The sequence below is a fragment of the Streptomyces sp. NBC_01276 genome, assembly GCF_041435355.1.
Lineage (GTDB): Bacteria > Actinomycetota > Actinomycetes > Streptomycetales > Streptomycetaceae > Streptomyces.
The window spans coordinates 5,522,686-5,545,010 of the sequence record NZ_CP108442.1 but is presented as its reverse complement, the minus strand read 5'-3'; the positions used below and the strand labels follow the sequence as shown (position 1 = coordinate 5,545,010).

The following is a 22,325-nucleotide window of genomic DNA, read 5'->3' as shown; positions in this document are numbered from 1 at the left end:
ACCGGCTTCTTTACCGTCGGCGCACGCTGCGTACCGGCGAGTTGACGGTGCGTCCCCCGCACGCACCGCCAATTCCGGCATTGCACCCAGCGGTTACGAAAGGAACCAAGGGGGCATCGACTACGAAACCCTCGACAGCCGCTTCAGCAGCAGCGCCGAGGTCACCGGCCGGGCCCCCGCCTTCGCGACGCCGTCGGCCACCTCGCGGTCCGTGGAGACCACGACCACCGGCCGGCCGGGCGGCTCGGCCCGCACCAGCTGGCGGATCAGCTCGTCGGCCGTCACCCCGGCCTTGGAGAACAGCACCCGCACCCCGCGCGGCGGCGCGAGCAGCACCGGGGCCGCCAGCTCCGCCCCGTCGAAGACGCAGGTCATCTCGGCGCCCGTCTGCGCGGCCAGCATCGACAGCCCGCCCAGCAGCCGCAGCCGCTGCTTCTCCAGGGGCATCGTCGGATAGCCGGTCTTGGTCACGTTGTAGCCGTCGACCACCAGATGCGCCTGGGGCAGCGCCAACAGCTGGTCCAGCAGCGCCGGATCGGTCTCCGACAGGGCCCGCGCCGCGATGTCCTTCGGGGTCATCCGGCCCGGCTCGACCGCGTCCACGGTGTCGGCCGGACGCGTCGAGACCGGCGGCAGCGCCAGCTCGCGGCGCAGGCCCGCCGCCGCGTCCAGCACGGTGTCCAGCAGCAGCCGCAGCCGCATGTCCTCGATGCTGCGCCCCTCGCGGGTGGCCCGCCGCGAGGTCTCCAGCGAGGACTCCACCTCCGCGAGCCGGGACTTCAGGCGCCGGGACTCGCTCTCGGCGGCGGCCACCTGCACGGCCGCCTCGGCACGGATCCCGTCGACCTCGGCGGTCACCTTGCGCAGGGCCGCCTCGCCCCTCTTCACATCGCTCAGGGCACTGCGCAGCTTGCGCTGAAGCGATTCCGCTTCCTTGCGCGCGGAGTCCAGTTCGGCCCTCACCTGGTCGCCCCCGGCGCGCTGGTGCTCCCGCGCCTGGGCCAGCTCCGCGCGCAGCCGCTCCAGCTCCCGGCGGGTCTCGTCATCGACCCGCTCGGCGTCGGCGCGCTGGGCCTCCTCGCCCGCGGCGGCCACCAGCTTGACCCAGCCGGCCGGACGCAGCACGTACGCCGCGGCCGCCACGTCCAGCGGATCCGCGGCCGCGGGCGGGGCCCCGCCGTCCAGCGCCCCGGCCAGCTCCGGCTGCGCCTCGCGCAGCTTCTCCGCGACCCGGCTGCGGAAGACCCCGTCCGTCTCCACCGCGGCGGCCATGGCGTTGCCCGCGAACTTGGCGCGGCGGGTCGGGGTGAACCGGGCGTACTGCCGCAGCTGCGCCGGGAGGTCCGCGACCGTCAGTCCGCCGAAGGCGTCCGAGACGAGCGCGACGACCCGGCGCCGCACGCCCTCCGGCAGCGGGCGGTCGAGCACCTCGGCGGCGTCGCCGGCCACGTCGGCCGTCTCAGCGCCGCTTGCTGGCTCCACAATCCGTCACCCCTACCGTGATCTACTGTGGGCCCGGCTCCCTCAGGAGTCCGCGCCCGGCCTGTCCACGAGCTCGATCTGGTCCACCGCGTTGCACCAGCGACAGCGGACCGAGTCGATGGTCTCACTGACCACCTCGCGCTCCTCGACCTTGGGCTCCCCGGCGAGGTCCAGGTGGACGTACTCCACGACCTTCGACGAACGGGTGACGTCGAACCGCGTGAGGTTGCCGCACAACGTGCAGCGCCACCGGGTGGTGTCGGTCGGCTGGGGAACCGTCATCAGGTCGCTCTCTCCTTCGTAACTCATTCAATTAAAGCCTTCCGCGGCAGTGCACGGACCGCGCACGTAACCCTACGGCCTGGCACCGCCCTCGGGCGGGTCCGTCTGCGTCATGCTCTCTCGCATGATCGTAAAGTGGCTGACGGTACGCGAGGCCGCCCGGGGCCCGGTGGTCACGTACGCACTGATCGCCGGCTGCTGCCTGGCCTTCCTGCTCGGCCCCGCCTCCGGCCTGAATCCGGCCTACGGCACCGGCGACCGGCTGCTCGCCACGGGGACGGCGTACTTCCGGCACTGGGGGGTGGTCCCCGACGAACTCTTCTCGGGGGCCGCTCGCCCGCTCCTCACCCCGCTGACCGCGCTGTTCGTCCACGGCAGCTGGCTCCACCTGCTCGGGAACATGCTCTTCCTGCACGTCTTCGGCGCGATGACGCAGGAGCGGATGGGCCGGGCGCCCTTCCTCGTCTTCTACGTCTGCACGGGGTACCTGGCGCTGGCGGCGTACGCGGCGGCCAACGCCTCCTCGGACCAGACCCTGGTCGGCGCCTCCGGCGCGATCTCGGCGGTCCTGGGGGCCTTCCTCTGCCTCTTCCCGAGGGCCCGGGTGACGAGCCTGTTCCCGTTCCTGCTCTTCCTGCCCCTGCGCTTCCCGGCCTGGATCGTGCTGATGTTCTGGTTCGTCCTCCAGTGGCTGGCCGCGCAACGCGCGGAGAGCGGGCCGGGGGTGGCCTACCTGGCGCACGTGGTGGGCTTCTCCGTGGGCTTCCTCTACGCATGGGCGCGTTATCGCCGTACCGGCAAGAGGCGCCCCGTCCTGGCGGAATGGCCGATCGCCCGGACGCGGCGCGGGCGCGCACCGGTCGACGGCGGGGGCGCAGGGGACGACGGCACGGGCTTTGGTGACCCTACGGATCACGTCTTAAAGTGAGGCGACCAGTGACGGCCCACCTAGGGAGACAGCCAGCCATGATCACCGCGATCGTGCTCATCAAGACCAGCGTGGACCGCATCCCCGAGATCGCCGAGTCCATCGCCGCGCTGGACAGCGTCAGCGAGGTCTACTCCGTCACCGGTACGTACGACCTGATCGCGCTGGTCCGCGTCGCCCGCCACGAGAACCTGGCCGACATCATCCCGGGCCGCATCAGCAAGATCCCGGGCGTCGAGGCGACCGACACGCACGTGGCGTTCCGCACGTACTCCCAGCACGACCTGGAAGCGGCGTTCGCGATCGGCCTCGACGCGTAGCGCCGGGCCGGCGGGGCCGCCGGGGCACGGGTCCCGCGCCCCGGTACCGGCCCCCTCAGGCTCCGCCGAGCCCCGGCATGCTTTCGCCCGGCCGGGCCGGGCAGCTCTCGGCCGGGCAGCAGACGTACCCGCGCAGCCGGTCCGCGAGACCGCGAGCGTCTCCGCCACGTCCCCCGGCCGACGGTGGACGTACTCCGCGCCCCACTCGTCCTCGCAGAGCACGTTCGCCGGGGCGATCAGCCGGCGCGGGCAGCCGGCAGCGGATCCCGGCGGGGCACGCTCCCCGGCGTTTCAGACGGCCGGAACGCAGCGGCCCTCTTCGGTGCGGTACTGCCACTTGGCGCCGTCCGCGACCAGTTCCCCGACGGCCCGGACGAACCGCTCGACGTGCTCGTCGGGGGTGCCCGCGCCGAAGGAGACCCGGATCGCGTTGAGCGAGCGCTCCCCCGGCGCGGCCTCCGGGGCGCCGCACTCGCCCGGCTCCTGCGGCTCGCTGCCGAGGAGGGTGCGGACCAGCGGGTGGGCGCAGAAGAGGCCGTCGCGCACGCCGATCCCGTACTCGGCGGACAGCGCGGCCGCGAAGTGCGAGCTGTTCCAGCCGTCCACCACGAAGGAGATGACGCCGACGCGCGGGGCGTCGTCCCCGAAGAGGGAGAGCACGCGCACGGCGGGGACGTCGGCGAGGCCCTCGCGGACCTTGGCGATGAGGTGGTTCTCGCGGGCGACCAGGTTCTCGAAACCCGCGTCCTTCAGGGCGCGGCAGGCCGAGGCGATGGAGTAGACGCCGATGACGTTCGGGGAGCCGGCCTCGTGGCGGGCGGCGGTGGTGTGCCACTCGACGTCGACGCCGCCGTCCTCGCGGCGGGCCACCTTGCGGGAGGCACCGCCGCCGGCCAGGTACGGCCGGGCCTCCTGGAGCCAGTCGGCGCGGCCTGCGAGGACGCCCGAGCCGAAGGGGGCGTAGAGCTTGTGGCCGGAGAAGGCGACCCAGTCCACGTCCAGCTCCCGGACGGACACGGGGTGGTGCGGTGCCAGCTGGGCGGCGTCCAGGACGATCCGCGCACCGTGGGCGTGCGCGGCGGCGGCCAGCTCCTTGACCGGCCACAGCTCGCCGGTGACGTTGGAGGCACCGGTGACGCACACCAGGGCGGGGCCGTAGGGCTCGCGGTCGGCCAGTGCCCGCTCCAGGGTGGCGACGGCCTCGGCCGGGGTGCGCGGGGCGTTGAGGTAGGTCACCTGCGCGTCGCCCCAGGGCAGCAGCGAGGCGTGGTGCTCGGTCTCGAAGACGAAGACCTGGCAGTCGGCCGGCAGGACGGCGGCCAGCAGGTTCAGCGAATCGGTGGTCGACCGGGTGAAGACCACCTGGTCGCCGGGGCGGCAGTCCAGGAACTCCGCGACGGTGACGCGGCTCTGCTCGAACAGGTCGGTGGAGAGCTGCGAGAGGTACCCGGCCCCGCGGTGGACGCTGCCGTAGTACGGGGCGTACGCGGCCACGTCGTCCCAGACCCGCTGGAGGGCGGGGGCGCTGGCCGCGTAGTCGAGGGCGGCGTAGGTGACCTCGCCGCCGGTGACGAGCGGGACGGTCACGTCGCGGCCGAGCACGGGCAGCGGCTGGGCACAGGCGGGGTCGACGGCGACATCGGTGGCGGTGGCGGCGGCGGAGTTCAGGAATGCGGACATGGCGGTGTCTCCCGGCAGGCAGGGCTGAATGGCTTCGGTGTGCCCGTACGCGGGTACGGCGGGACGCGACGGCGCCGGCCGGCCACAGGGGTACGGGAAGGACCTCGGAATGACGTGGGGGTACGCGTCGGCGACCCTGATCCGAGGGGTGAAGAAGGGGCGGAGTCGCCCTATCGCATTCGCTTGCTCACGGAAAAAGCTCCTCGAAGACCCAGGACCCCTGGTATCGAGGGATCCGCGCTTGCCGTAGACCTGGCTGCCTACGGCCTGGTCATCACCCGGGGCACCCCGCCACGGAAGGAGGGTTGCCGGACAGCAAGCCGGGGCCTAAACGCTGTCACTCGTGACCTGGTCAGCATCCTGCCACAAGATCCTCCACGCGCAAGACCCCGGTCCACGATGTGGACCGGGGTCTCCTTGCGAACGCCGCGCTCGCGCCGCGCCGCAGCGCCTAGGCGTTGCTGGCGGCGGCCCAGCGTTCCAGGGCCGCCCGGGCCGCGCCCGAGTCGATCGACTCGGCCGCCCGCGCGACGCCGGCCGACAGCTGCTCCTCCAGGGACCCGCTGCCCGGGTCCAGCGCCACCAGGGCCGCCGCCGAGTTCAGCAGGACGGCCTCGCGCACGGGGCCCCGCTCTCCGGCCAGCAGCCGGCGGGCGACGTCCGCGTTGTAGGAGGCGTCCTCGCCGCGGAGCGCGGAGACGTCCACGATCGGGATCCCGATGTCACGCGGGTCGAACGTCTGCTCGGTGACCGCGCCGTCACGGACCCACCACACCCGGGAGGTGGCCGTCGTGGTGAGCTCGTCCATGCCGTCGTCGCCCCGGAAGACCAGCGCCGAGGAGCCGCGCTCCGCGAGCACCCCGGCCACGATGGGGGCGACCCGGGCGTCGGCCACGCCCGTGGCCTGTGCGCGGACCTTCGCCGGGTTGGTCAGCGGGCCGAGGAAGTTGAAGGTGGTCCGGATGCCCAGCTCCTTGCGGGCCGCCGCCACGTGCCGCAGCGCGGGGTGGAACTTCACCGCGAAGCAGAAGGTGATGCCGGCCTCCTCGGCGACCTCCACGACCCGGGCCGGGGTGAGGTTGAGGTTGACGCCGAGCTTCTCCAGCACGTCCGAGGAGCCGCTCGCGGAGGACGCGGCCCGGTTGCCGTGCTTGACCACCTTCGCGCCGGTGCCGGCCACCACGAGCGCCGACATCGTGGAGATGTTGACGGTCTTGGTCCCGTCCCCGCCGGTGCCGACGATGTCCACCGTCCGGCCCGGTACCTCGATCAGATTGGCGTGATCGTACATGGCACGCACCATGCCGTTGATCTCCGCCACCGTCTCCCCCTTGGCCCGGAGCGCCACCATGAAACCGGCGATCTGCGCGTCCGTGGCCTCGCCCCGCATGATCCGGTCCATCGCCCAGGCGGTGTCGTCCGTGGTGAGGTCCCGGCCGGTCAGGAGGGCGTCGAGGAGGCCCGGCCAGCCACGGGCCGCCACGCTGTCGCCGCCTGCCGGGGTCGCAACGTTCATGGTCCGCTCCTGCTGCTCGGAAAAGTTCCACGTCGAATGGGAAGGATCTCAGCCTATCCAGCCCGGGAGACGGCGAAGAGCCCCGTCCAGTCACTGGACGGGGCTCTCACCGTGGCGACACCAGGATTGGCCGAAACCGATCCCTCAAGCTGTCATACCGGAGATCAGTGGTGGCCGTGGCCGCTCTGGATCTCCTTGTACTCCTCCACCGTGGGCTTCGGAATGTGGGTGTTCTCCCCGTAGAAGCCCTTGCTGAGCTTCGCGCGGAGCTTCTCGCCCGCCTTCACCTTGCGCTCGACGCCGTTCTCGTCGACCGTCGGGCCGACCTCGATCGGCTCGTACTGCGTGTGCGAGGTGAGGGTGTGCAGCTTGCCCTGCGAGAGCGGCTCGTGGACCTCGACGAACTCACCGTGCGGCAGGCGCTTGATGATGCCGGTCTCGCGACCGTGCAGCACCTTGTCGTGGTCCCGGCGCTGGAGGCCGAGGCAGATCCGCTTGGTGATCACGAAGGCGATGACCGGGCCCACGAAGAAGCCGATCCGCGCGAACCACGTGATCGAGTTGATCGACAGGTGGAAGTACTGCGCGAACATGTCGTTGCCACCGGCGATCAGCAGGATCACGTACCAGGTGAGCCAGGCGACACCGAACGCCGTACGGGTCGGGACGTTGCGCGGGCGGTCCAGGATGTGGTGCTCGCCCTTGTCCTTGGTGACCCAGGCCTCGATGAACGGGTACACCGCGATCGCGGCGAGGACCAGCGGGAAGATCACCAGCGGGATGAACACGCCCAGGACCAGCGTGTGGCCCCAGAGGTTGATCTCCCAGCCCGGCATGGCACGGATGAGGCCCTCGGAGAAGCCCATGTACCAGTCGGGCTGCGCACCGGTGGACACGTGGTCCGGGCGGTACGGGCCGAGCGCCCAGATCGGGTTGATCGACGCGAGCGCCGCGATGGCCGCGATGACACCGAAGACCAGGAAGAAGAAGCCTCCGGCCTTGGCCATGTAGACCGGCAGCAGCGGCATGCCGACGACGTTGTTGTTCGTCTTGCCGGGACCCGCGAACTGGGTGTGCTTGTGGTAGAAGACCAGGATCAGGTGGGCCACCAGCAGGCCCATCATGATGCCGGGCAGCAGCAGGATGTGGATCGAGTAGAACCGTGCGACGAAGTCGCCGCCGGGGAACTCGCCGCCGAAGAGGAAGAACGACAGGTACGTGCCGACGACCGGCACGGACAGGATCGCGCCCTCCATGAAGCGGACACCGGTGCCGGAGAGCAGGTCGTCCGGCAGGGAGTAACCGGTGAAACCGGTGAACATGCCGAGGACCAGCAGCAGGAAGCCGAAGACCCAGTTGACCTCGCGCGGCTTGCGGAAGGCACCCGTGAAGAACACGCGCATCATGTGCACGAGCATGGCCGCGACGAAGATCAGCGCCGCCCAGTGGTGGATCTGCCGGATGAGCAGACCGCCGCGGACCTCGAAGCTGATGTTCAGGGTCGAGGCGAAGGCCTCGGACATCTGGACACCCTGCATCGGCACGTACGAGCCGTGGTACACGACCTCGTTCATGCTCGGGTGGAAGAACAGCGTCAGGTACACACCCGTGAGGATGATGATGATGAAGCTGTAGAGGCAGATCTCACCCAGCATGAAGGACCAGTGGTCCGGGAAGATCTTGCGCATGTTGGACTTGGCCAGGCTGTAGATGCCCAGGCGGCCGTCCGCCCAGTCCGCTACGCGCTCGCCGGCCGGCGCTTTGCGCGCCGTGTTGGATTCGGTGGCAGTGCTCATCCGCGCTCCCAGAAAGCAGGACCGACGGGCTCTTCGAAGTCGCCGTGCGCTTCGAGGAAGCCTTCGTCATTGACGCCGATCCGCAGCTGCGGAAGCGCGTGACCGGCCGGGCCGAAGATGACTCGGGCGCCGTCGGAGAGGTCGAAGGTGGACTGGTGGCACGGGCAGAGCACGTGATGCGTCTGCTGCTCGTACAGGCTGATCGGGCAGCCGACGTGGGTGCAGATCTTGGAGTAGGCCACGATGCCCTCGTGGGACCACTCCAGCTCCTGCTTGTCCTTGATGTCCTCCGGCTTGATGCGGACGATCATCAGGGCGGCCTTGGCGATCTGCGTCTGGAAGTCGTGCTGCTCCTCCTCCAGGCCTTCCGGCCGGGCGAAGGTCAGCGAACCGACGAGCACGTCCTCGGGACGCAGCGGCTCGTTCGTGTTGTCGTTGATCAGCAGCTTGCCCTTGGCCCACACGGTCTTGCGCAGCTTGACCTCGGGCAGCGGGCCCAGGTCGCGCAGCAGCATGACGCCGGCGAGCGGCACCATGGCCATCGCGCCGATCAGGGTGTTGCGGATCAGCGGGCGGCGGGCGATGCCGGACTCGTTCGCACCGTCGGCGAAGTCCTGGAGGACCTTCGCCTTGACCTCGGCCGGGGCCGCGATCTCGTGGCGGTCGTCGGCGACCTCGACATCGGACATCAGGGTGCGGGCCCAGTGGACCGCGCCCGCGCCGATGCAGAAGAGGGCCGTGCCCAGGGTCAGACCGAGCGCGAAGTTCAGCGCGCTCACCTTCCCGATCGGGAAGATGAAGACGATCTTGTCGACCGGGAGGGTCACGTACGCGGCGATGAAGCCGATCGTGGCCAGCATCGACAGCGTGAACAGCATCGCGACCGTGCGCTCGGACCGCTTGGCGGCCCGCTCGTCGATGTCCTGGATGCGCGGCTTGTGGACCGGAAGGCCCGGGTCGGCGAACGGATCGTCCGCGACCGCTACGCCACCGTGGTGCGCGTCGCCCTGCTCGCTCGGCAGGTGCTTCTCTTCGGGAATGTCTTGGCTACTCATGACTTCTTGGCCTTAGCGGTGTGGGCCGCGACCCAGACGGCGACAGCGATCAGCGCACCCAGACCGAAGATCCAGCCGAACAGACCCTCGGAGACGGGGCCGAGGCCGCCGAGCTTGAGGCCACCGGGGCTGGTCGACTTCTCGCCGTTGACGTTCTGGAGGTACGCGATGATGTCCTTCTTCTGCTTCTCCGGCATGGTGTTGTCGGGGAAGGAGGGCATGTTCTGCGGGCCGGTGAGCATGGCCTCGTAGATGTGCTTCGGCTCGACGCCGTCCAGGTTCGGGGCGTACTTGCCGAGCGTCAGGGCGCCGCCCTCGCCGGTGAAGTTGTGGCACTGCGCGCAGTTGTTGCGGAAGAGCACACCACCGTTGGCGATGTCGGCACCGGCCGGGTCGTACTGCTTCTCGGTGGGCGCGATCGGGCCGGCACCGAGCGACGCGACGTACGCGGCGAGCTGGTCGATCTGGGCCTGGGAGTAGATGGCCGGCTTCCTCGGCACCTGGGCGCCGGGCTGCTGGGCGGGCATGCGGCCCGTGCTCACCTGGAAGTCGACGGCCGCGGAGCCGACGCCGACCAGGCTGGGGCCGTCAGTGGAACCCTGACCGCCGGTTCCGTGGCAGCTTGCGCAGCCCACGGCGTAGAGCTTCTGGCCCTCCTCGATGGCGAGGGACTGGGCGGTTTCATCGGCCTGCGCCTTGCCCGCGGGCGCGAAGGCGGCGTACAGCCCCCCCGTGACCGCCAGCGCGAAGAGTAGAACGACGACCGCCGCCAGCGGATGGCGTCGTCGTGCGGAGAGCTTTTTCACGGATTACCCCGGTGTCAGGATCTTCTGCGTCGGTGTTTCTGGATGGAGTGCCGGGGCGGTGCCCGGCGACGTGTTCGCTACTTGATCAGGTAGATCGTGGCGAAGAGGCCGATCCAGACGACATCGACGAAGTGCCAGTAGTAGGACACGACGATGGCCGACGTGGCCTGTTCGTGGGTGAACCTCTTGGCCGCGTACGTCCGGCCGAGGACCAGCAGGAAGGCGATGAGACCGCCCGTCACGTGCAGACCGTGGAAGCCGGTGGTCAGGTAGAAGACCGAGCCGTACGGGCCTGACGAGAGAGACAAGCCCTCGTGCTTGACCAGCTCGGTGTACTCGAACACCTGGCCGCCAATGAAGATCGCACCCATGACGAACGTGATGATGAACCACGTCCGGAGCTTCTTCACGTCACCGCGCTCGGCGGCGAATACGCCGAGCTGGCAGGTGAGCGAGGAGAGCACCAGGATCGTTGTGTTCGTCGCCGAGAAGGGCAGATTCAAGGCCGAGGCCTGTTCTGTCCAGTACTCGGCGCCTGTCACGGATCGCAGGGTGAAGTACATCGCGAAGAGGGCCGCGAAGAACATCAGCTCGGAACTCAACCAGATGATGGTTCCGACGCTGACGAGGTTCGGCCGGTTGACCGTCGGGTGCGCGTGCCCGGTATCTACTGTCGTTGCTGTCGCCACGACCGACATTATGTCGGTCGCTTATCCCGCCCTCACCCCGGGGGGTGCCGTTCGGAGTGTCAGGGGCGTGTGCAAGGCCCGAACGGCCCATCAGATCCCCCTCCCGGCGTCTTGCGCGGGGCTGTCGGAACCGATGTTGACGGCCGGTCGGACGGAGTAGCATCCCGCGCAACATCAACGTGATTCACGTGACACGTGGAGGAACGAAATGCGGGCGACTGCGCGGGTTCTGGTCTACAGCGACGACGCGGGCACCCGGGAGCAGGTGCGGCTGGCGGCCGGGCGCAGGCCGGCGGCCGACCTGCCGCCGGTGGAGTTCCTGGAGTGCGCGACGCTTCCGGCGGTCCTCAAGGAGCTGGACGCGGGCGGCATCGACGCCTGTGTACTGGACGGGGAGGCCGTCCCCGCCGGGGGCATGGGTGTGTGCCGGCAGATCAAGGACGAGATCTTCCGGTGTCCCCCGGTGCTGCTGCTGATGGGGCGCCCCCAGGACGCCTGGCTGGCCACCTGGAGCCGCGCGGACGCCGCCGTCACCCTTCCGGTGGACCCGGTCGAGTTCCCGGAGGCCCTGGCGGGCGTGTTGCGGACCCGGCTGAACTCCAGCGCCGCCTGAGCGGTTCTCCGGCCGGCTTCGCCTCCGGGGCCGCCCGCGTCGGCGGCCCCTTCGGCCCAGCCGGCCGTGGGGCTCAGACCTGGGGCCTGAGGCGGGCTTGGTCCATGGGGCTGCGGCCCTCCTGGGTACCCTTCAGGAGGGCGCTTCCCTCGCGCCAGTCCTTCCAGTCCATGTTCCAGTCGCCGTAGCCGTTCCCGAAGGTGTCCATGTCGTCGCCGATGCTGTTGATCACACGGACGATGTCGCCCTCGGTGATGTTCTCGTAGAACCAGGCGGCGTTGCCGGTGCTCATGCCGGTGCACCCGTGGCTGACGTTCTCGTAGCCCTGGGAGCCGACCGACCACGGCGCGGCGTGGACGTACTCGCCGCTCCACGTCACCCGGGTGGCGTAGTAGACGGGCAGGTTGTAGTACTCGCTGCCGCCGATGCCGACGGTGTCGCCGCGCATCTGGACGAAGTACTGCTTGCCCAGTACCACCTTGACCCCGTTGCGGGTGGAGAAGCCGGGCTTTCCGGTGGTCACCGGAATGGTGTTGATCACTTCTCCGTTGCGCTTGAACGTGAGGTAGTGCGAGGAGGCGTCCGTGGTGACCTCCACCCGGTCCCCGATCTCCAGCTTCAGCGGCTTGGAGGCGGCCCCGTGGAGCTCGTCGGAGATCCTGACGCCCTCCAGGTTGCTCTGCACGGAGACGGTGGAGTTGGCGGGCCAGTAGTCCTTCGGGCGGTAGTGCAGGTTCTTGTCGTCCACCCAGTACCAGGCGCCCTCGACGTTGTCCGGCGTGTCGACGACCAGGGCCCGTTCGATGATGGCGCGGGCGGCCTTGTCCTTGACCGGCTCGTTGAGTTCGGCCGTGATGGGCTGTCCGACGCCGTACTTGCCCTCGTCCGGGCCGAATTCGACCTTGAGGACCTTCTTGGCCGGGGTGGTGTCGAAAGCCAGCGTGCGCTGCCCTGGAGCGCCGCGTTCGTCCTCCGTGCTCACAGTGACCGTGTAGCGCACGCCCGCGGCCATGGGGACGGTGCTGTGCCAACGGTCGCCCTTGGCGGAGAGTTCACCCGCCAGGCGCCGTCCGTGGGTGTCCACCGCCGTCACGTCGGTGATGCGCGCGGTCGTGCCCTTGACGGTGACTTCGAGCGGCTTGTCGGGGTCGGCGGGGCGGCCGCCGGTGGCCTGGTTGAAGGCGACGTGCTCGCCCGCGTCGTACGGGCGGACAGACAGCGGGTTCTTCTCGCCGGACCCGCATGCGGTGGCGCCGGCCCCGAGGGACGCGACCAGCAGGGAGCAGCTGAGTACCGTCCAAAGACGCGGTGAGTGGTTCATGCGACCAACGCTATGAAGATATGACAATTACGGCGCGCGGGGTGACTGCAAACGAGGGGCCCGGACTCCTCCGAAAAGGTGTCCGGGCCCCTCAGGTCCTGCTGTACGGCCGCGAACTACTGGTTCGCGTTCTCACCGCGGTAGTACTCGTACACCCAGCCCCACAGACCGATCAGGATCAGCGGCGCCGAGAAGTACATCAGCCACCAGCCGAAGATGACGCCCATGAAGGCGAAGGCGCCGCCGACGGCCAGCGAGAGCGGCTGCCAGCTGTGCGGGGAGAAGAACCCCAGCTCGCCCGCCTCGTCGGCGACCTCGGCCTCCAGGTTGTCCTGGGCCATCTCGTCCACGCGCTTGGCCGTGAAGGCCAGGTAGTAGCCGATCATGGCGCTCAGGCCGAAGGCCAGCGCGAGAGCGGTGGTTCCGACCGGCTCCTTCGACCAGACGCCGTACACGACGGTCATGATCAGGATGAAGGCGGCGAGCCAGAGGAACATCTTGCCCTGGATCTTCACTTGCCGGCCTCCTTGCCACCGGTGACGGCCTTGGTGCCGGTGCTGTGGTCCTCGAGGTGGTCGAGGGCCGCGATCTCCGGGTGGTGCAGGTCGAACGCCGGGGATTCGGAACGGATCCGCGGCAGGGTGAGGAAGTTGTGCCGCGGCGGCGGGCAGGAGGTCGCCCACTCCAGCGAACGGCCGTAGCCCCACGGGTCGTCGACCTCGATCTTCTTCCCGTACTTCGCCGTCTTCCAGACGTTGTACATGAAGGGCAGCATCGACAGGCCGAGCAGGAACGAGCTGATCGTGGAGATCGTGTTCAGCGTCGTGAAGCCGTCGGCGGCGAGGTAGTCCGCGTAACGACGCGGCATGCCCTCGACACCCAGCCAGTGCTGGACCAGGAAGGTGCCGTGGAAGCCGACGAACAGCGTCCAGAAGGTGATCTTGCCGAGGCGCTCGTCCAGCATCTTGCCCGTGAACTTCGGCCACCAGAAGTGGAAGCCGGAGAACATCGCGAAGACCACGGTGCCGAAGATGACGTAGTGGAAGTGCGCGACGACGAAGTACGAGTCGGAGACGTGGAAGTCCATCGGGGGCGAGGCCAGGATGACACCGGTCAGACCACCGAACGTGAAGGTGATCAGGAAGCCGATGGCCCAGAGCATCGGGGTCTCGAAGGACAGCGAGCCCTTCCACATGGTGCCGATCCAGTTGAAGAACTTCACACCGGTCGGTACCGCGATCAGGAAGGTCATGAACGAGAAGAACGGAAGGAGCACGCCGCCGGTCACGTACATGTGGTGGGCCCACACGGTCACCGAGAGGCCGGCGATCGAGATCGTCGCCGCGATCAGACCGATGTAACCGAACATCGGCTTGCGGGAGAAGACCGGGATGACCTCGGAAATGATCCCGAAGAACGGTAGCGCGATGATGTACACCTCTGGGTGCCCGAAGAACCAGAAGAGGTGTTGCCACAGCAAGGCGCCGCCGTTGGCCGCGTCGAACACGTGCGCACCGAACTTGCGGTCGGCCTCCAGCGCGAACAGCGCGGCGGCCAGCACCGGGAAGGCGAGCAGGACCAGGACACCGGTCAGCAGCACGTTCCAGGTGAAGATCGGCATGCGGAACATCGTCATGCCGGGAGCGCGCATGCAGATGATCGTGGTGATGAAGTTGACCGAGCCGAGGATCGTGCCGAAGCCGGAGAAGGCCAGACCCATGATCCACATGTCGGCGCCGATGCCCGGCGAGCGGACGGCGTCCGACAGCGGGGAGTAGGCGAACCAGCCGAAGTCGGCCGCACCCGAGGGGGTGACGAAGCCGGCCACCGCGATGGACGAGCCGAAGAGGTACAGCCAGTACGCGAACATGTTCAGCCGCGGGAACGCCACGTCGGGCGCGCCGATCTGCAGCGGCATGATCCAGTTCGCGAAGCCGGCGAACAGCGGGGTGGCGAACATCAGCAGCATGATCGTGCCATGCATGGTGAAGGCCTGGTTGAACTGTTCGTTCGACATGATCTGCGTGCCCGGACGGGCCAGCTCGGCGCGCATGAACAGCGCCATGATCCCGCCGATGATGAAGAACACGAACGACGTGACCAGGTACATCGTGCCGATGGTCTTGTGGTCGGTCGTGGTCAGCCACTTCACGACCACGTTGCCCGGCTGCTTGCGCCGCACCGGCAGCTCGTTCTCATACGAGTCGGCGGCGGCACCCTGGGATTCGTTGAGGATGCTCACAGTTTGTTCACTTCCGCATTCCGGGCCGGGTCAGTCTGCTTGATGCCGGCCGGGAGGAAGCCGGTCTGCCCCTTCTCCGCCAGCAGCTTCAGGTGCGCCCGGTACTCCTCCGGCGAGACGACCTTCACGTTGAAGAGCATCCGGGAGTGGTCGACACCGCAGAGCTCGGCGCACTTGCCCATGAAGATGCCCTCCTGCGAAGGGGTCACCTCGAAGACGTTGGTGTGGCCGGGGATGACGTCCTGCTTGAACAGGAAGGGCACCACCCAGAAGGAGTGGATGACGTCGTTCGACGACAGGATGAAGCGGACCTTCTCGCCCTTGGGGAGGTAGAGGGTCGGTCCCGGGTTGTTGGTCTCCGGGTTCCGGTCGCCGGGGACGCCCTTCTCGTAGACGCCTTCGGCGCCCTTGGGGAAGTCCTTGGTGAAGCGGTCCGGAATGGTGGCGATCTCCTTGGGGACCTCGCCCGCCTTCGGGGTGGCCGCATCGCCGTCGACGTTCTCGACGTAGTTGAAGCCCCAGCTCCACTGGAAGCCGACCACGTTGATCGTGTGGGCCGGCTTGGTGAGGGCGAGCAGCTTCGACTCGTCACGCGCGGTGAAGTAGAAGAGCACCGAGACGATGATGAGCGGGACCACGGTGTACAGCGCCTCGATGGGCATGTTGTACCGGGTCTGCGCGGGGACCTCGATCTTCGTCCGGCTGCGCCGGTGGAAGATGATGCTCCAGATGATCAGGCCCCACACCAGGATGCCCGTGATGAGAGCAGCTGCCCACGACCCCTGCCACAGGGACAGGATGCGAGGCGCCTCCTCCGTGACCGGATAGGGCATTCCGAGGCGGGGGAAGTCTTGCCAGTTGTACGAGCAACCAGTGGCGGTCGCCAGGACCACGCCCGCAGTCAGCGCCTGCAGCAGCTTCCGCCGCATCGGGCGCCGCGGCGAGCGGTCGGAGCCGTAGGGACTCACGTAGCGCCTTCCCGAGAGTCTCGGCCCGCGCGGCCGGCCGCGGCCGTGTTCGGGTCGGTCGCCGGCCCTGACGCAGGCAGGGGTTTGGATGTTTATGCGGACCAAACCCTACTGGACGCTATTTGGGGTCGCGCGGGGAGGGTGCCCAACGCGCCGCTACTGCCCCCGAAGGGATGGATCCGCCGTACGGGGGACGGGCCATCCGGCCCTGAATGGCGGGCTCCGGACGACATCTGACGGCCCCTGACCCCGGCCGTCCGAGGCCTCCGGTTAGCGTGGCCGGATGCCCTACTTCGACACCGCGTCCGCTGCCCCGCTGCACCCCGTGGCCCGTCAGGCGCTGCAGGCCGCCCTCGACGAGGGCTGGGCGGATCCGGCCCGGCTGTACCGGGAGGGGCGGCGCGCCCGGCTGCTGCTGGACGCGGCGCGGGAGGCGGCGGCCGATGCCGTGGGATGCCGGGCCGACGAGCTCGTGTTCACTCCATCGGGGACGCACGCGGTTCACACGGGGGTGGCGGGAGCCCTGGCGGGGCGCCGGCGCGTCGGCGGTCATCTGGTCGTATCGGCGGTCGAACACAGTTCTGTACTGCACGCGGCGGACGCGCACGCGGCCGCCGGGGGCACGGTGACGGAGGTTCCGGTCGACCGGCTGGGCGCCGTCTCGCCCGACGGGTACGCGGCCGCCCTCGGCTCCGGCACCGCTCTGGCCTGCCTCCAGTCGGCCAACCACGAGGTGGGCACGGTCCAGCCGGTGGCGGAGGTCGCCGAGGTCTGCGCGGCCGCCGGGGTGCCGCTGCTCGTGGACGCGGCGCAGTCCCTGGGGTGGGGCCGGGTGGACGGCGCCTGGTCGCTCCTCGCGGCGAGCGCCCACAAGTGGGGCGGGCCGCCCGGGGTCGGGCTGCTCGCCGTCCGCAAGGGGGTCCGCTTCGCACCCCAAGGCCCCGCCGACGAAAGGGAGTCGGGCCGCTCCCCCGGCTTCGCCAACCTCCCCGCGATCGTCGCGGCGGCCGCCTCCCTGCGGGCGGTACGGGCCGAGGCCGAGGCGGAGGCGGCACGGCTGCGGGTGCTGGTCGACCGGATCCGGCGCCGGGTGGCCCGGCTGGTGCCGGACGTGGAGGTGGTGGGCGACGCCGAGCGCCGGCTCCCGCACCTGGTGACCTTCTCCTGCCTGTACGTGGACGGCGAGACCCTGCTCCACGAGCTGGACCGCGCCGGGTACTCGGTCTCCTCCGGGTCCTCCTGCACCAGCTCCACCCTGACCCCCAGTCACGTGCTGCGGGCGATGGGAGTGCTGTCGGAGGGAAACGTACGGGTGTCCCTGCCGATGGGGACCTCGGCGGACGAGGTCAACGGTTTCCTGGAGGTGCTGCCGGGGGCGGTGGCCGGGATCCGCGAGAAGCTGGGCGCGGGCGAACCGGCTTCCGTCGCCCCGGTGGCGGAGTCCCTGGAACTCGACGCCCTCGGCCTGCGCTGCCCGCAGCCGGTGATCGAGCTCGCCCGCGCCATCGGGCGGGTCCCGGTGGGCGGCACCGTCACCGTCCTGTCGGACGACGAGGTGGCCCGGCTGGACATCCCGGCGTGGTGCGCGATGCGGGGGCACGCCTACCTCGGCGAGTCCCCCCGTCCCGTCGGCACGGCCTACACGGTCCGCCGCACCGCCTGACCCGGCCGCCCGCCGGACCGCCCCGAGGACGGTGCGGGCCCCGGGGCGGCGACGGGGAGCCCCCCGTCGCCGCCCCGGGCGGGAGACGCGTCAGGCGGGAAGGTGGGCGCGGACCTCCGCGGCCGCCGCTTCGCCGTAGGCCTTCGTGAAGCGCTCCATGAAGTGCGCGCGCGCCAGCGTGTACTCCTGGGTGCCGAGGGTCTCGATGACCAGCGTCGCGAGCATGCAGCCCAGCTGCGCCGCCCGCTCCAGCCCGACGCCCCAGCCGAGCCCCGTCAGGAACCCCGCGCGGAACGCGTCGCCGACACCGGTGGGGTCGACCTTCGCGGTCTCCTCCGGGCAGCCGACGACGACCGGCTCCTGCCCGGCCCGCTCGATCCGAACGCCCTGCGCGCCCAGCGTGGTGACGCGGGTGCCGACCTTGGCGAGGATCTCCGCGTCGGTCCAGCCGGACTTCGACTCGATGAGCCCCTTCTCGTACTCGTTCGAGAAGAGGTACGTCGCACCCTCCATCAGGGTGCGGATGTTCTCGCCGTCCATCCGCGCGATCTGCTGCGAGAAGTCGGCGGCGAAGGGGATCCCCCGCGTCCGGCACTCCTCCGTGTGGCGGAGCATCGCCTCGGGGTCGTCGGCGCCGATGAGGACGAGGTCCAGCCCGCCCACCCGGTCGGCGACGGCCTTCAGCTCGATCTGGCGGGCCTCGCTCATCGCGCCCGTGTAGAAGGAGCCGATCTGGTTGTGGTCGGAGTCCGTGGTGCAGACGAAGCGCGCGGTGTGCAGCACCTCGGAGATCCGCACCGACTCGGTGTCGACCCCGTGGCGGTCCAGCCAGGCGCGGTACTCGTCGAAGTCCGAGCCGGCGGCGCCGACCAGGATCGGGCGGCTTCCCAGCTGCCCCATGCCGAAGCAGATGTTCGGGCCGACACCGCCCCGCCGTACGTCGAGGTTGTCGACGAGGAAGGAGAGGGAGACCGTGTGGAGCTGGTCGGCGACGAACTGGTCGGCGAAGCGGCCCGGGAAGGTCATGAGGTGGTCGGTGGCGATGGAGCCGGTGACTGCGATGCGCACGGCGTGGATGCTCCTGCGGAGGACGGCGAGGGGACAGTCAAAACTACCCGGTCCACGGCAGTGGGCCGACCCGTCGAAACTACCCCGTAGTAGGACTTCCTTCGCCCGCTTTGGCGTGCCTACCGTGCCCCCATGACCTATACCGATGGCTTCGGGTACGCAGAACCCACCGCCGGCGCCCGCCCCGGCTTCGCCCGGCTGCTGGGCGACTGCGCCCGGATGGCACCGCACTGGCCCGTCCCGCACGAGCCGCGCCCGGTCCGCGTCGCGCCCTCGCAGATCCACGGCATCAGCGTCCCGCCCGCCTCGGCCCGGCTGATCGCCTCCACCGCCGCCTACGGGGACTGAGGGCCCCCGGGAGGGAACCGGTTTCGCGGCCGCCGCGTCACACCCGCATCACGTACGGCGGGACACGCGAAGGAGCGATGCGGTGACCAGCGAACAACCCGACACATCACGCGCCACACGACGGCGGCCGGCCTGGGCCATCGGCTCGATCGCCGCCGCCGTCCTGCTGGCAGGCGGTGGTACGGCGTACTGGGCGTCCACGGCCTACGGAGACGCCTCGGGCAGCGGAACCCGTACGAGTGACAGCGCGGCCATCGCGCCCCGCCCGACGGGGTCCCCGTCCCGGCCCGGCATCGCGCCCGGGGAGCCGGATCCGTCCGGCGCCGGGGTCACCTACCGGGCCGAGGGGCAGCTGCCGCAGGCCCCGGCGGGCGGGGCGCCGTCCTTCGCGGCGTCCGGCGAGGTCTCCTCCGACGAGGTGGCCCGGCTCGCCCAGGCCCTCGGGATCTCCGGCGCGCCGCGCCTGAACGGCGAGCAGTGGCAGGCCGGGGAGACCGCCGACGGTTCGGGGCCCCGGCTCACGGTGACCCGCAAGGCTCCCGGGACGTGGAGCTTCTCCCGCTTCCAGGGCGGCGCCACGAACGGCGGCGGCGCCGGGGACGACTGCGTGCGCGGCAAGGACACCTGCGGCCCGGCCACCCTCCCCCAGGGTCCCGCGGAGGGGTCCGCGGTCGCCGGGTCGGACGCGGGGGCGGGACCGGTGTCGGAGGAGGCGGCCAGGGCGGCCGCGGCCCCGGTGCTGGCCGCCGCCGGTCAGGGCGACGCCAAGCAGGACGCCCGTCTGCTCCAGGGTTCCGTACGGGTGGTGAGCGCCGACCCGGTGGTGGGCGGGCTGCCCACCACGGGCTGGTCCACCCGCGTGAGCGTGGGCTCCGACGCCAAGGTGGTGGCGGGCAGCGGCGAGCTCAAGGCCCCGGTCCGCACGGGTGAGCAGCCGGTGGTCGGCGCCGACGAGGCGCTGGCCCGGCTCAACGCGGCCGGCAAGGGCGGCGACGGCACGGGGCCGGGCCCGAGCGGCTGCGCGACCTCCGTGCCGTTGACCCCGGACACGCCGACGGGTGCGACGGACACCCTGCCCTGCAACCCGGAGCCGCGTCCGATGAAGCCCCCGCGGACCGAGACCGTACGGGGGGCCGTGCTCGGGCTGGCCCCGGGGACGGTCGACGGCGGACGGGGCCTGGTGCCGGCGTGGCTGTTCGAGGTGGCCGGCAAGGACGGCGCCGCGGGCCGCACGGTGGCCTCCCCGGCGGGCAAGGACGGCGGCGGCGCCCCGGTGCCCCCGCAGGACAGGACCGCGCCCGCGTTCTCGTACGCGCAGGCCGACCGGAAGCTGACGGTGAACTTCTGGGGCGGGGCGTGCAGCACGTACGCCCTGGACGCGCGGGAGGAGGCCGGGTCGGTGCTGGTGAAGGTCACCGAGACGCCGGACCCGCAGGGGCGGGCCTGCATCATGCTGGCGCAGGAGATGACCGTGTCGGCCACGCTCCGCGAGCCGCTCGGCGACCGGAAGGTGGTCGACGCGACGACGGGCAAGACGCTCCCCCGCCAGTGAGGCGGTAGCGGGAACGCCCGAGGGCCCGGGCACCGGTCGCTGCGACCGGTGCCCGGGCCCTCGTCGTACGGGGTCAGCCGGGTTCAGCTGAACGAGTCGCCGCAGGCGCAGGAGCCGGTGGCGTTCGGGTTGTCGATCGTGAAGCCCTGCTTCTCGATGGTGTCGACGAAGTCGATCGAGGCGCCGTGCAGGTACGGGGAGCTCATCCGGTCGGTGACGACCTTGACGCCGTCGAAGTCCTTGACGACGTCGCCGTCGAGGGACCGCTCGTCGAAGAAGAGCTGGTAGCGCAGGCCGGAGCAGCCACCGGGCTGGACGGCGACGCGGAGCGCCAGGTCATCGCGGCCTTCCTGCTCCAGCAGGGTCCTGACCTTCTCGGCGGCGGCGTCGGACAGGAGGATGCCGTCGCTCACGGTGGTCTTGTCGTCCTGTACGGACATCTGCATTCACTCCCGAAGTGGGCGGCTCCCCGCCGGTGCGGCTGGGGAAACGTCGGACTCTTGCCGTGGATGGCAACCAGCGGGACCGCGGATTCATTCCGGGGCCGACGCCTTGTTTCAGATATTCATGCTCGCACACCCGGGCGGAGCGGTGGACCCCGCGAAGAGGACCGGTGGAGCGGGCCGCACCCGGCCGGGCGAATGCGTCACATCGACACTATCGGCATCGTCAAAGTGACGTGAAGCGGTTATGATAGATAGCGTCAAATAGACGAGAAGTCGTGAAGACGCCACTCCCGCAGTCCCAGAAGTCCCTTGTCGCAGAACAGAAAGGGTGCGTGTCGTGACCACCGCCCAGCCTTTGGACGTCCAGCCGACGCCCCTTGCCCTGCTGCTGCTCGGCCGTGAGGCCGACCCCAAGAGCGAGCGCGGGGTGGAATGCCCCGGCGACCTGCCCTCGCCGTCCGACCCGGACCTGGTGGCCCGCGCTCGCGCGGCCAAGGAGAAGCTCGGGGACAAGGTCTTCATCCTCGGCCACCACTACCAGCGCGACGAGGTCATCGAGTTCGCCGACGTCACCGGTGACTCCTTCAAGCTGGCCAAGGACGCCGCGGCCAAGCCGGAGGCCGAGTACATCGTCTTCTGCGGCGTGCACTTCATGGCCGAGTCCGCGGACATCCTGACCTCGGACGACCAGAAGGTCGTGCTGCCCGACCTGGCGGCCGGCTGCTCGATGGCCGACATGGCCACCGCCGAACAGGTCGCCGAGTGCTGGGACGTGCTGACCGAGGCCGGGATCGCCGGTACGACCGTCCCCGTCTCGTACATGAACTCCTCCGCCGACATCAAGGCCTTCACCGGCAAGCACGGCGGCACGATCTGTACGTCGTCCAACGCGAAGAAGGCCCTGGAGTGGGCCTTCGAGCAGGGCGAGAAGGTGCTCTTCCTCCCCGACCAGCACCTGGGCCGCAACACCGCCGTGCGCGACATGGGCATGTCCCTGGACGACTGCGTGCTCTACAACCCGCACAAGCCGAACGGCGGCCTGACGGCCGAGCAGCTGCGGAACGCGAAGATGATCCTGTGGCGCGGCCACTGCTCGGTGCACGGCCGGTTCTCGGTCGACTCGGTCAACGACGTGCGCGAGCGGATCCCGGGCGTGAACGTGCTGGTCCACCCCGAGTGCAAGCACGAGGTCGTGGCGGCCGCGGACTACGTCGGCTCGACGGAGTACATCATCAAGGCGCTGGAGGCGGCCCCGGCCGGCTCCAAGTGGGCCATCGGCACCGAGCTGAACCTGGTCCAGCGGCTGGCGAATCGTTTCGCGGCGGAGGACAAGGAGGTCGTCTTCCTCGACAAGACGGTCTGCTTCTGCTCGACGATGAACCGCATCGACCTCCCGCACCTGGTGTGGACCCTGGAGTCCCTGGCCGAGGGCAACCTGGTCAACCGGATCCAGGTCGACAAGGAGACGGAGAGCTTCGCGAAGCTCGCGCTGGAGCGGATGCTGGCGCTGCCGTAACGGTGGGTACGGAAGGGGGCGCCCGGCTGCTGCC

At 70.1% G+C, this 22,325-nt stretch carries 21 protein-coding genes and 1 riboswitch; of the genes, 7 read left to right on the top strand and 14 right to left on the bottom strand.

Going from position 1 to position 22,325, the window contains the following annotated elements:
* Positions 1–120: 120 nt before the first annotated feature.
* A complete protein-coding gene (locus OG295_RS24875) occupies positions 121–1,485 on the bottom strand; it encodes an NYN domain-containing protein (RefSeq protein WP_371681296.1) in 1,365 nt (454 codons plus the stop codon).
* Positions 1,486–1,524: 39 nt separating this feature from the next.
* A complete protein-coding gene (locus tag OG295_RS24870; RefSeq protein ID WP_371681295.1) occupies positions 1,525–1,764 on the bottom strand; it encodes a hypothetical protein in 240 nt (79 codons plus the stop codon).
* A gap of 124 nt (positions 1,765–1,888) precedes the next feature.
* On the opposite strand from OG295_RS24870, the gene OG295_RS24865 reads away from it, so the two are divergent.
* Both OG295_RS24865 and OG295_RS24860 read left to right on the top strand, forming a co-directional pair.
* Positions 1,889–2,692, top strand: a complete 804-nt coding sequence (locus OG295_RS24865) for a rhomboid family intramembrane serine protease (RefSeq protein ID WP_371678881.1) — start codon at positions 1,889–1,891, stop codon at positions 2,690–2,692.
* A gap of 38 nt (positions 2,693–2,730) precedes the next feature.
* Positions 2,731–3,012, top strand: a complete 282-nt coding sequence (locus OG295_RS24860) for an Lrp/AsnC family transcriptional regulator (RefSeq protein ID WP_008738815.1) — start codon at positions 2,731–2,733, stop codon at positions 3,010–3,012.
* Positions 3,013–3,303: 291 nt separating this feature from the next.
* On the opposite strand, the gene OG295_RS24855 is transcribed toward OG295_RS24860, so the two are convergent.
* The 6 genes from OG295_RS24855 to OG295_RS24830 form a co-directional block, all read right to left on the bottom strand.
* On the bottom strand, positions 3,304–4,692 hold the full coding sequence (locus OG295_RS24855) for an aminotransferase class V-fold PLP-dependent enzyme (protein ID WP_371678880.1): 1,389 nt from the start codon (positions 4,690–4,692) through the stop codon (positions 3,304–3,306).
* Between the two features lie 232 nt (positions 4,693–4,924).
* Positions 4,925–5,041, bottom strand: a riboswitch (SAM riboswitch).
* Positions 5,042–5,143: 102 nt separating this feature from the next.
* Entirely contained in the window at positions 5,144–6,208 is a 1,065-nt protein-coding gene (gene trpD, locus OG295_RS24850) for an anthranilate phosphoribosyltransferase (protein ID WP_371678879.1), read from the bottom strand.
* 164 nt (positions 6,209–6,372) lie between these two features.
* Positions 6,373–8,004 (bottom strand): cytochrome bc complex cytochrome b subunit, encoded by a 1,632-nt coding sequence (locus tag OG295_RS24845; RefSeq protein WP_371678878.1) that lies wholly within the window; start codon positions 8,002–8,004, stop codon positions 6,373–6,375.
* Positions 8,001–9,059 carry a Rieske 2Fe-2S domain-containing protein gene (locus OG295_RS24840; RefSeq protein ID WP_371678877.1) on the bottom strand — a complete coding sequence of 353 codons (1,059 nt, stop codon included), beginning with the start codon at positions 9,057–9,059 and terminating at the stop codon, positions 8,001–8,003. Before OG295_RS24840 ends, OG295_RS24845 begins: the two co-directional genes overlap by 4 nt.
* Positions 9,056–9,865, bottom strand: coding sequence for a c-type cytochrome (locus OG295_RS24835; protein WP_371678876.1), 810 nt, complete (start codon positions 9,863–9,865; stop codon positions 9,056–9,058). The genes OG295_RS24840 and OG295_RS24835 overlap by 4 nt, the downstream gene beginning before the upstream one ends.
* A 77-nt stretch (positions 9,866–9,942) precedes the next feature.
* Positions 9,943–10,563: a heme-copper oxidase subunit III gene (locus OG295_RS24830; protein WP_030233195.1), complete on the bottom strand. Its 621-nt coding sequence runs from the start codon at positions 10,561–10,563 to the stop codon at positions 9,943–9,945.
* 199 nt (positions 10,564–10,762) lie between these two features.
* Here OG295_RS24830 and OG295_RS24825 point away from each other — a divergent pair, with 199 nt between their 5' ends.
* A complete protein-coding gene (locus tag OG295_RS24825; RefSeq protein ID WP_371678875.1) occupies positions 10,763–11,167 on the top strand; it encodes a hypothetical protein in 405 nt (134 codons plus the stop codon).
* A 73-nt stretch (positions 11,168–11,240) separates the two neighbouring features.
* Here the strand turns inward: OG295_RS24825 and OG295_RS24820 are convergent, their stop codons facing one another.
* From OG295_RS24820 to coxB, 4 genes are all read right to left on the bottom strand, one after another.
* Positions 11,241–12,488, bottom strand: a complete 1,248-nt coding sequence (locus tag OG295_RS24820) for an Ig-like domain-containing protein (protein ID WP_371678874.1) — start codon at positions 12,486–12,488, stop codon at positions 11,241–11,243.
* Between the two features lie 116 nt (positions 12,489–12,604).
* On the bottom strand, positions 12,605–13,003 hold the full coding sequence (locus tag OG295_RS24815) for a cytochrome c oxidase subunit 4 (RefSeq protein ID WP_030233183.1): 399 nt from the start codon (positions 13,001–13,003) through the stop codon (positions 12,605–12,607).
* Positions 13,000–14,730, bottom strand: a complete 1,731-nt coding sequence (ctaD, locus tag OG295_RS24810; protein WP_371678873.1) for a cytochrome c oxidase subunit I — start codon at positions 14,728–14,730, stop codon at positions 13,000–13,002. Before ctaD ends, OG295_RS24815 begins: the two co-directional genes overlap by 4 nt.
* On the bottom strand, positions 14,727–15,698 hold the full coding sequence (coxB, locus tag OG295_RS24805; protein ID WP_371678872.1) for a cytochrome c oxidase subunit II: 972 nt from the start codon (positions 15,696–15,698) through the stop codon (positions 14,727–14,729). The genes ctaD and coxB overlap by 4 nt, the downstream gene beginning before the upstream one ends.
* 283 nt (positions 15,699–15,981) lie before the next feature.
* On the opposite strand from coxB, the gene OG295_RS24800 reads away from it, so the two are divergent.
* Positions 15,982–17,361, top strand: a complete 1,380-nt coding sequence (locus OG295_RS24800; protein WP_371678871.1) for a cysteine desulfurase/sulfurtransferase TusA family protein — start codon at positions 15,982–15,984, stop codon at positions 17,359–17,361.
* 90 nt (positions 17,362–17,451) lie between these two features.
* Here OG295_RS24800 and OG295_RS24795 read toward each other — a convergent pair whose 3' ends face one another.
* On the bottom strand, positions 17,452–18,429 hold the full coding sequence (locus OG295_RS24795; protein WP_371678870.1) for a carbohydrate kinase family protein: 978 nt from the start codon (positions 18,427–18,429) through the stop codon (positions 17,452–17,454).
* 132 nt (positions 18,430–18,561) lie between these two features.
* On the opposite strand from OG295_RS24795, the gene OG295_RS24790 reads away from it, so the two are divergent.
* Positions 18,562–18,777 (top strand): hypothetical protein, encoded by a 216-nt coding sequence (locus tag OG295_RS24790; RefSeq protein WP_371678869.1) that lies wholly within the window; start codon positions 18,562–18,564, stop codon positions 18,775–18,777.
* 82 nt (positions 18,778–18,859) lie between these two features.
* On the top strand, positions 18,860–20,329 hold the full coding sequence (locus tag OG295_RS24785) for a hypothetical protein (RefSeq protein ID WP_371678868.1): 1,470 nt from the start codon (positions 18,860–18,862) through the stop codon (positions 20,327–20,329).
* A gap of 83 nt (positions 20,330–20,412) precedes the next feature.
* Here the strand turns inward: OG295_RS24785 and erpA are convergent, their stop codons facing one another.
* Positions 20,413–20,769: an iron-sulfur cluster insertion protein ErpA gene (gene erpA / locus OG295_RS24780; RefSeq protein WP_030010511.1), complete on the bottom strand. Its 357-nt coding sequence runs from the start codon at positions 20,767–20,769 to the stop codon at positions 20,413–20,415.
* 334 nt (positions 20,770–21,103) lie between these two features.
* Here erpA and nadA point away from each other — a divergent pair, with 334 nt between their 5' ends.
* Positions 21,104–22,291 carry a quinolinate synthase NadA gene (gene nadA, locus OG295_RS24775; RefSeq protein WP_371678867.1) on the top strand — a complete coding sequence of 396 codons (1,188 nt, stop codon included), beginning with the start codon at positions 21,104–21,106 and terminating at the stop codon, positions 22,289–22,291.
* Positions 22,292–22,325: the final 34 nt, after the last annotated feature.

Excerpts from the sequence above, each read along its gene's own strand:
- OG295_RS24820 (WP_371678874.1), bottom strand. The coding sequence starts at position 12,488 with ATGAACCACTCACCGCGTCTTTGGACGGTACTCAGCTGCTCCCTGCTG.
- OG295_RS24860 (WP_008738815.1), top strand. The coding sequence starts at position 2,731 with ATGATCACCGCGATCGTGCTCATCAAGACCAGCGTGGACCGCATCCCC.
- OG295_RS24845 (WP_371678878.1), bottom strand. The coding sequence starts at position 8,004 with ATGAGCACTGCCACCGAATCCAACACGGCGCGCAAAGCGCCGGCCGGC.
- OG295_RS24855 (WP_371678880.1), bottom strand. The coding sequence starts at position 4,692 with ATGTCCGCATTCCTGAACTCCGCCGCCGCCACCGCCACCGATGTCGCC.
- OG295_RS24825 (WP_371678875.1), top strand. The coding sequence starts at position 10,763 with ATGCGGGCGACTGCGCGGGTTCTGGTCTACAGCGACGACGCGGGCACC.
- OG295_RS24800 (WP_371678871.1), top strand. The coding sequence starts at position 15,982 with ATGCCCTACTTCGACACCGCGTCCGCTGCCCCGCTGCACCCCGTGGCC.
- erpA (WP_030010511.1), bottom strand. The coding sequence starts at position 20,769 with ATGTCCGTACAGGACGACAAGACCACCGTGAGCGACGGCATCCTCCTG.
- OG295_RS24865 (WP_371678881.1), top strand. The coding sequence starts at position 1,889 with ATGATCGTAAAGTGGCTGACGGTACGCGAGGCCGCCCGGGGCCCGGTG.
- trpD (WP_371678879.1), bottom strand. The coding sequence starts at position 6,208 with ATGAACGTTGCGACCCCGGCAGGCGGCGACAGCGTGGCGGCCCGTGGC.
- OG295_RS24870 (WP_371681295.1), bottom strand. The coding sequence starts at position 1,764 with ATGACGGTTCCCCAGCCGACCGACACCACCCGGTGGCGCTGCACGTTG.
- OG295_RS24840 (WP_371678877.1), bottom strand. The coding sequence starts at position 9,059 with ATGAGTAGCCAAGACATTCCCGAAGAGAAGCACCTGCCGAGCGAGCAG.
- OG295_RS24790 (WP_371678869.1), top strand. The coding sequence starts at position 18,562 with ATGACCTATACCGATGGCTTCGGGTACGCAGAACCCACCGCCGGCGCC.
- OG295_RS24830 (WP_030233195.1), bottom strand. The coding sequence starts at position 10,563 with ATGTCGGTCGTGGCGACAGCAACGACAGTAGATACCGGGCACGCGCAC.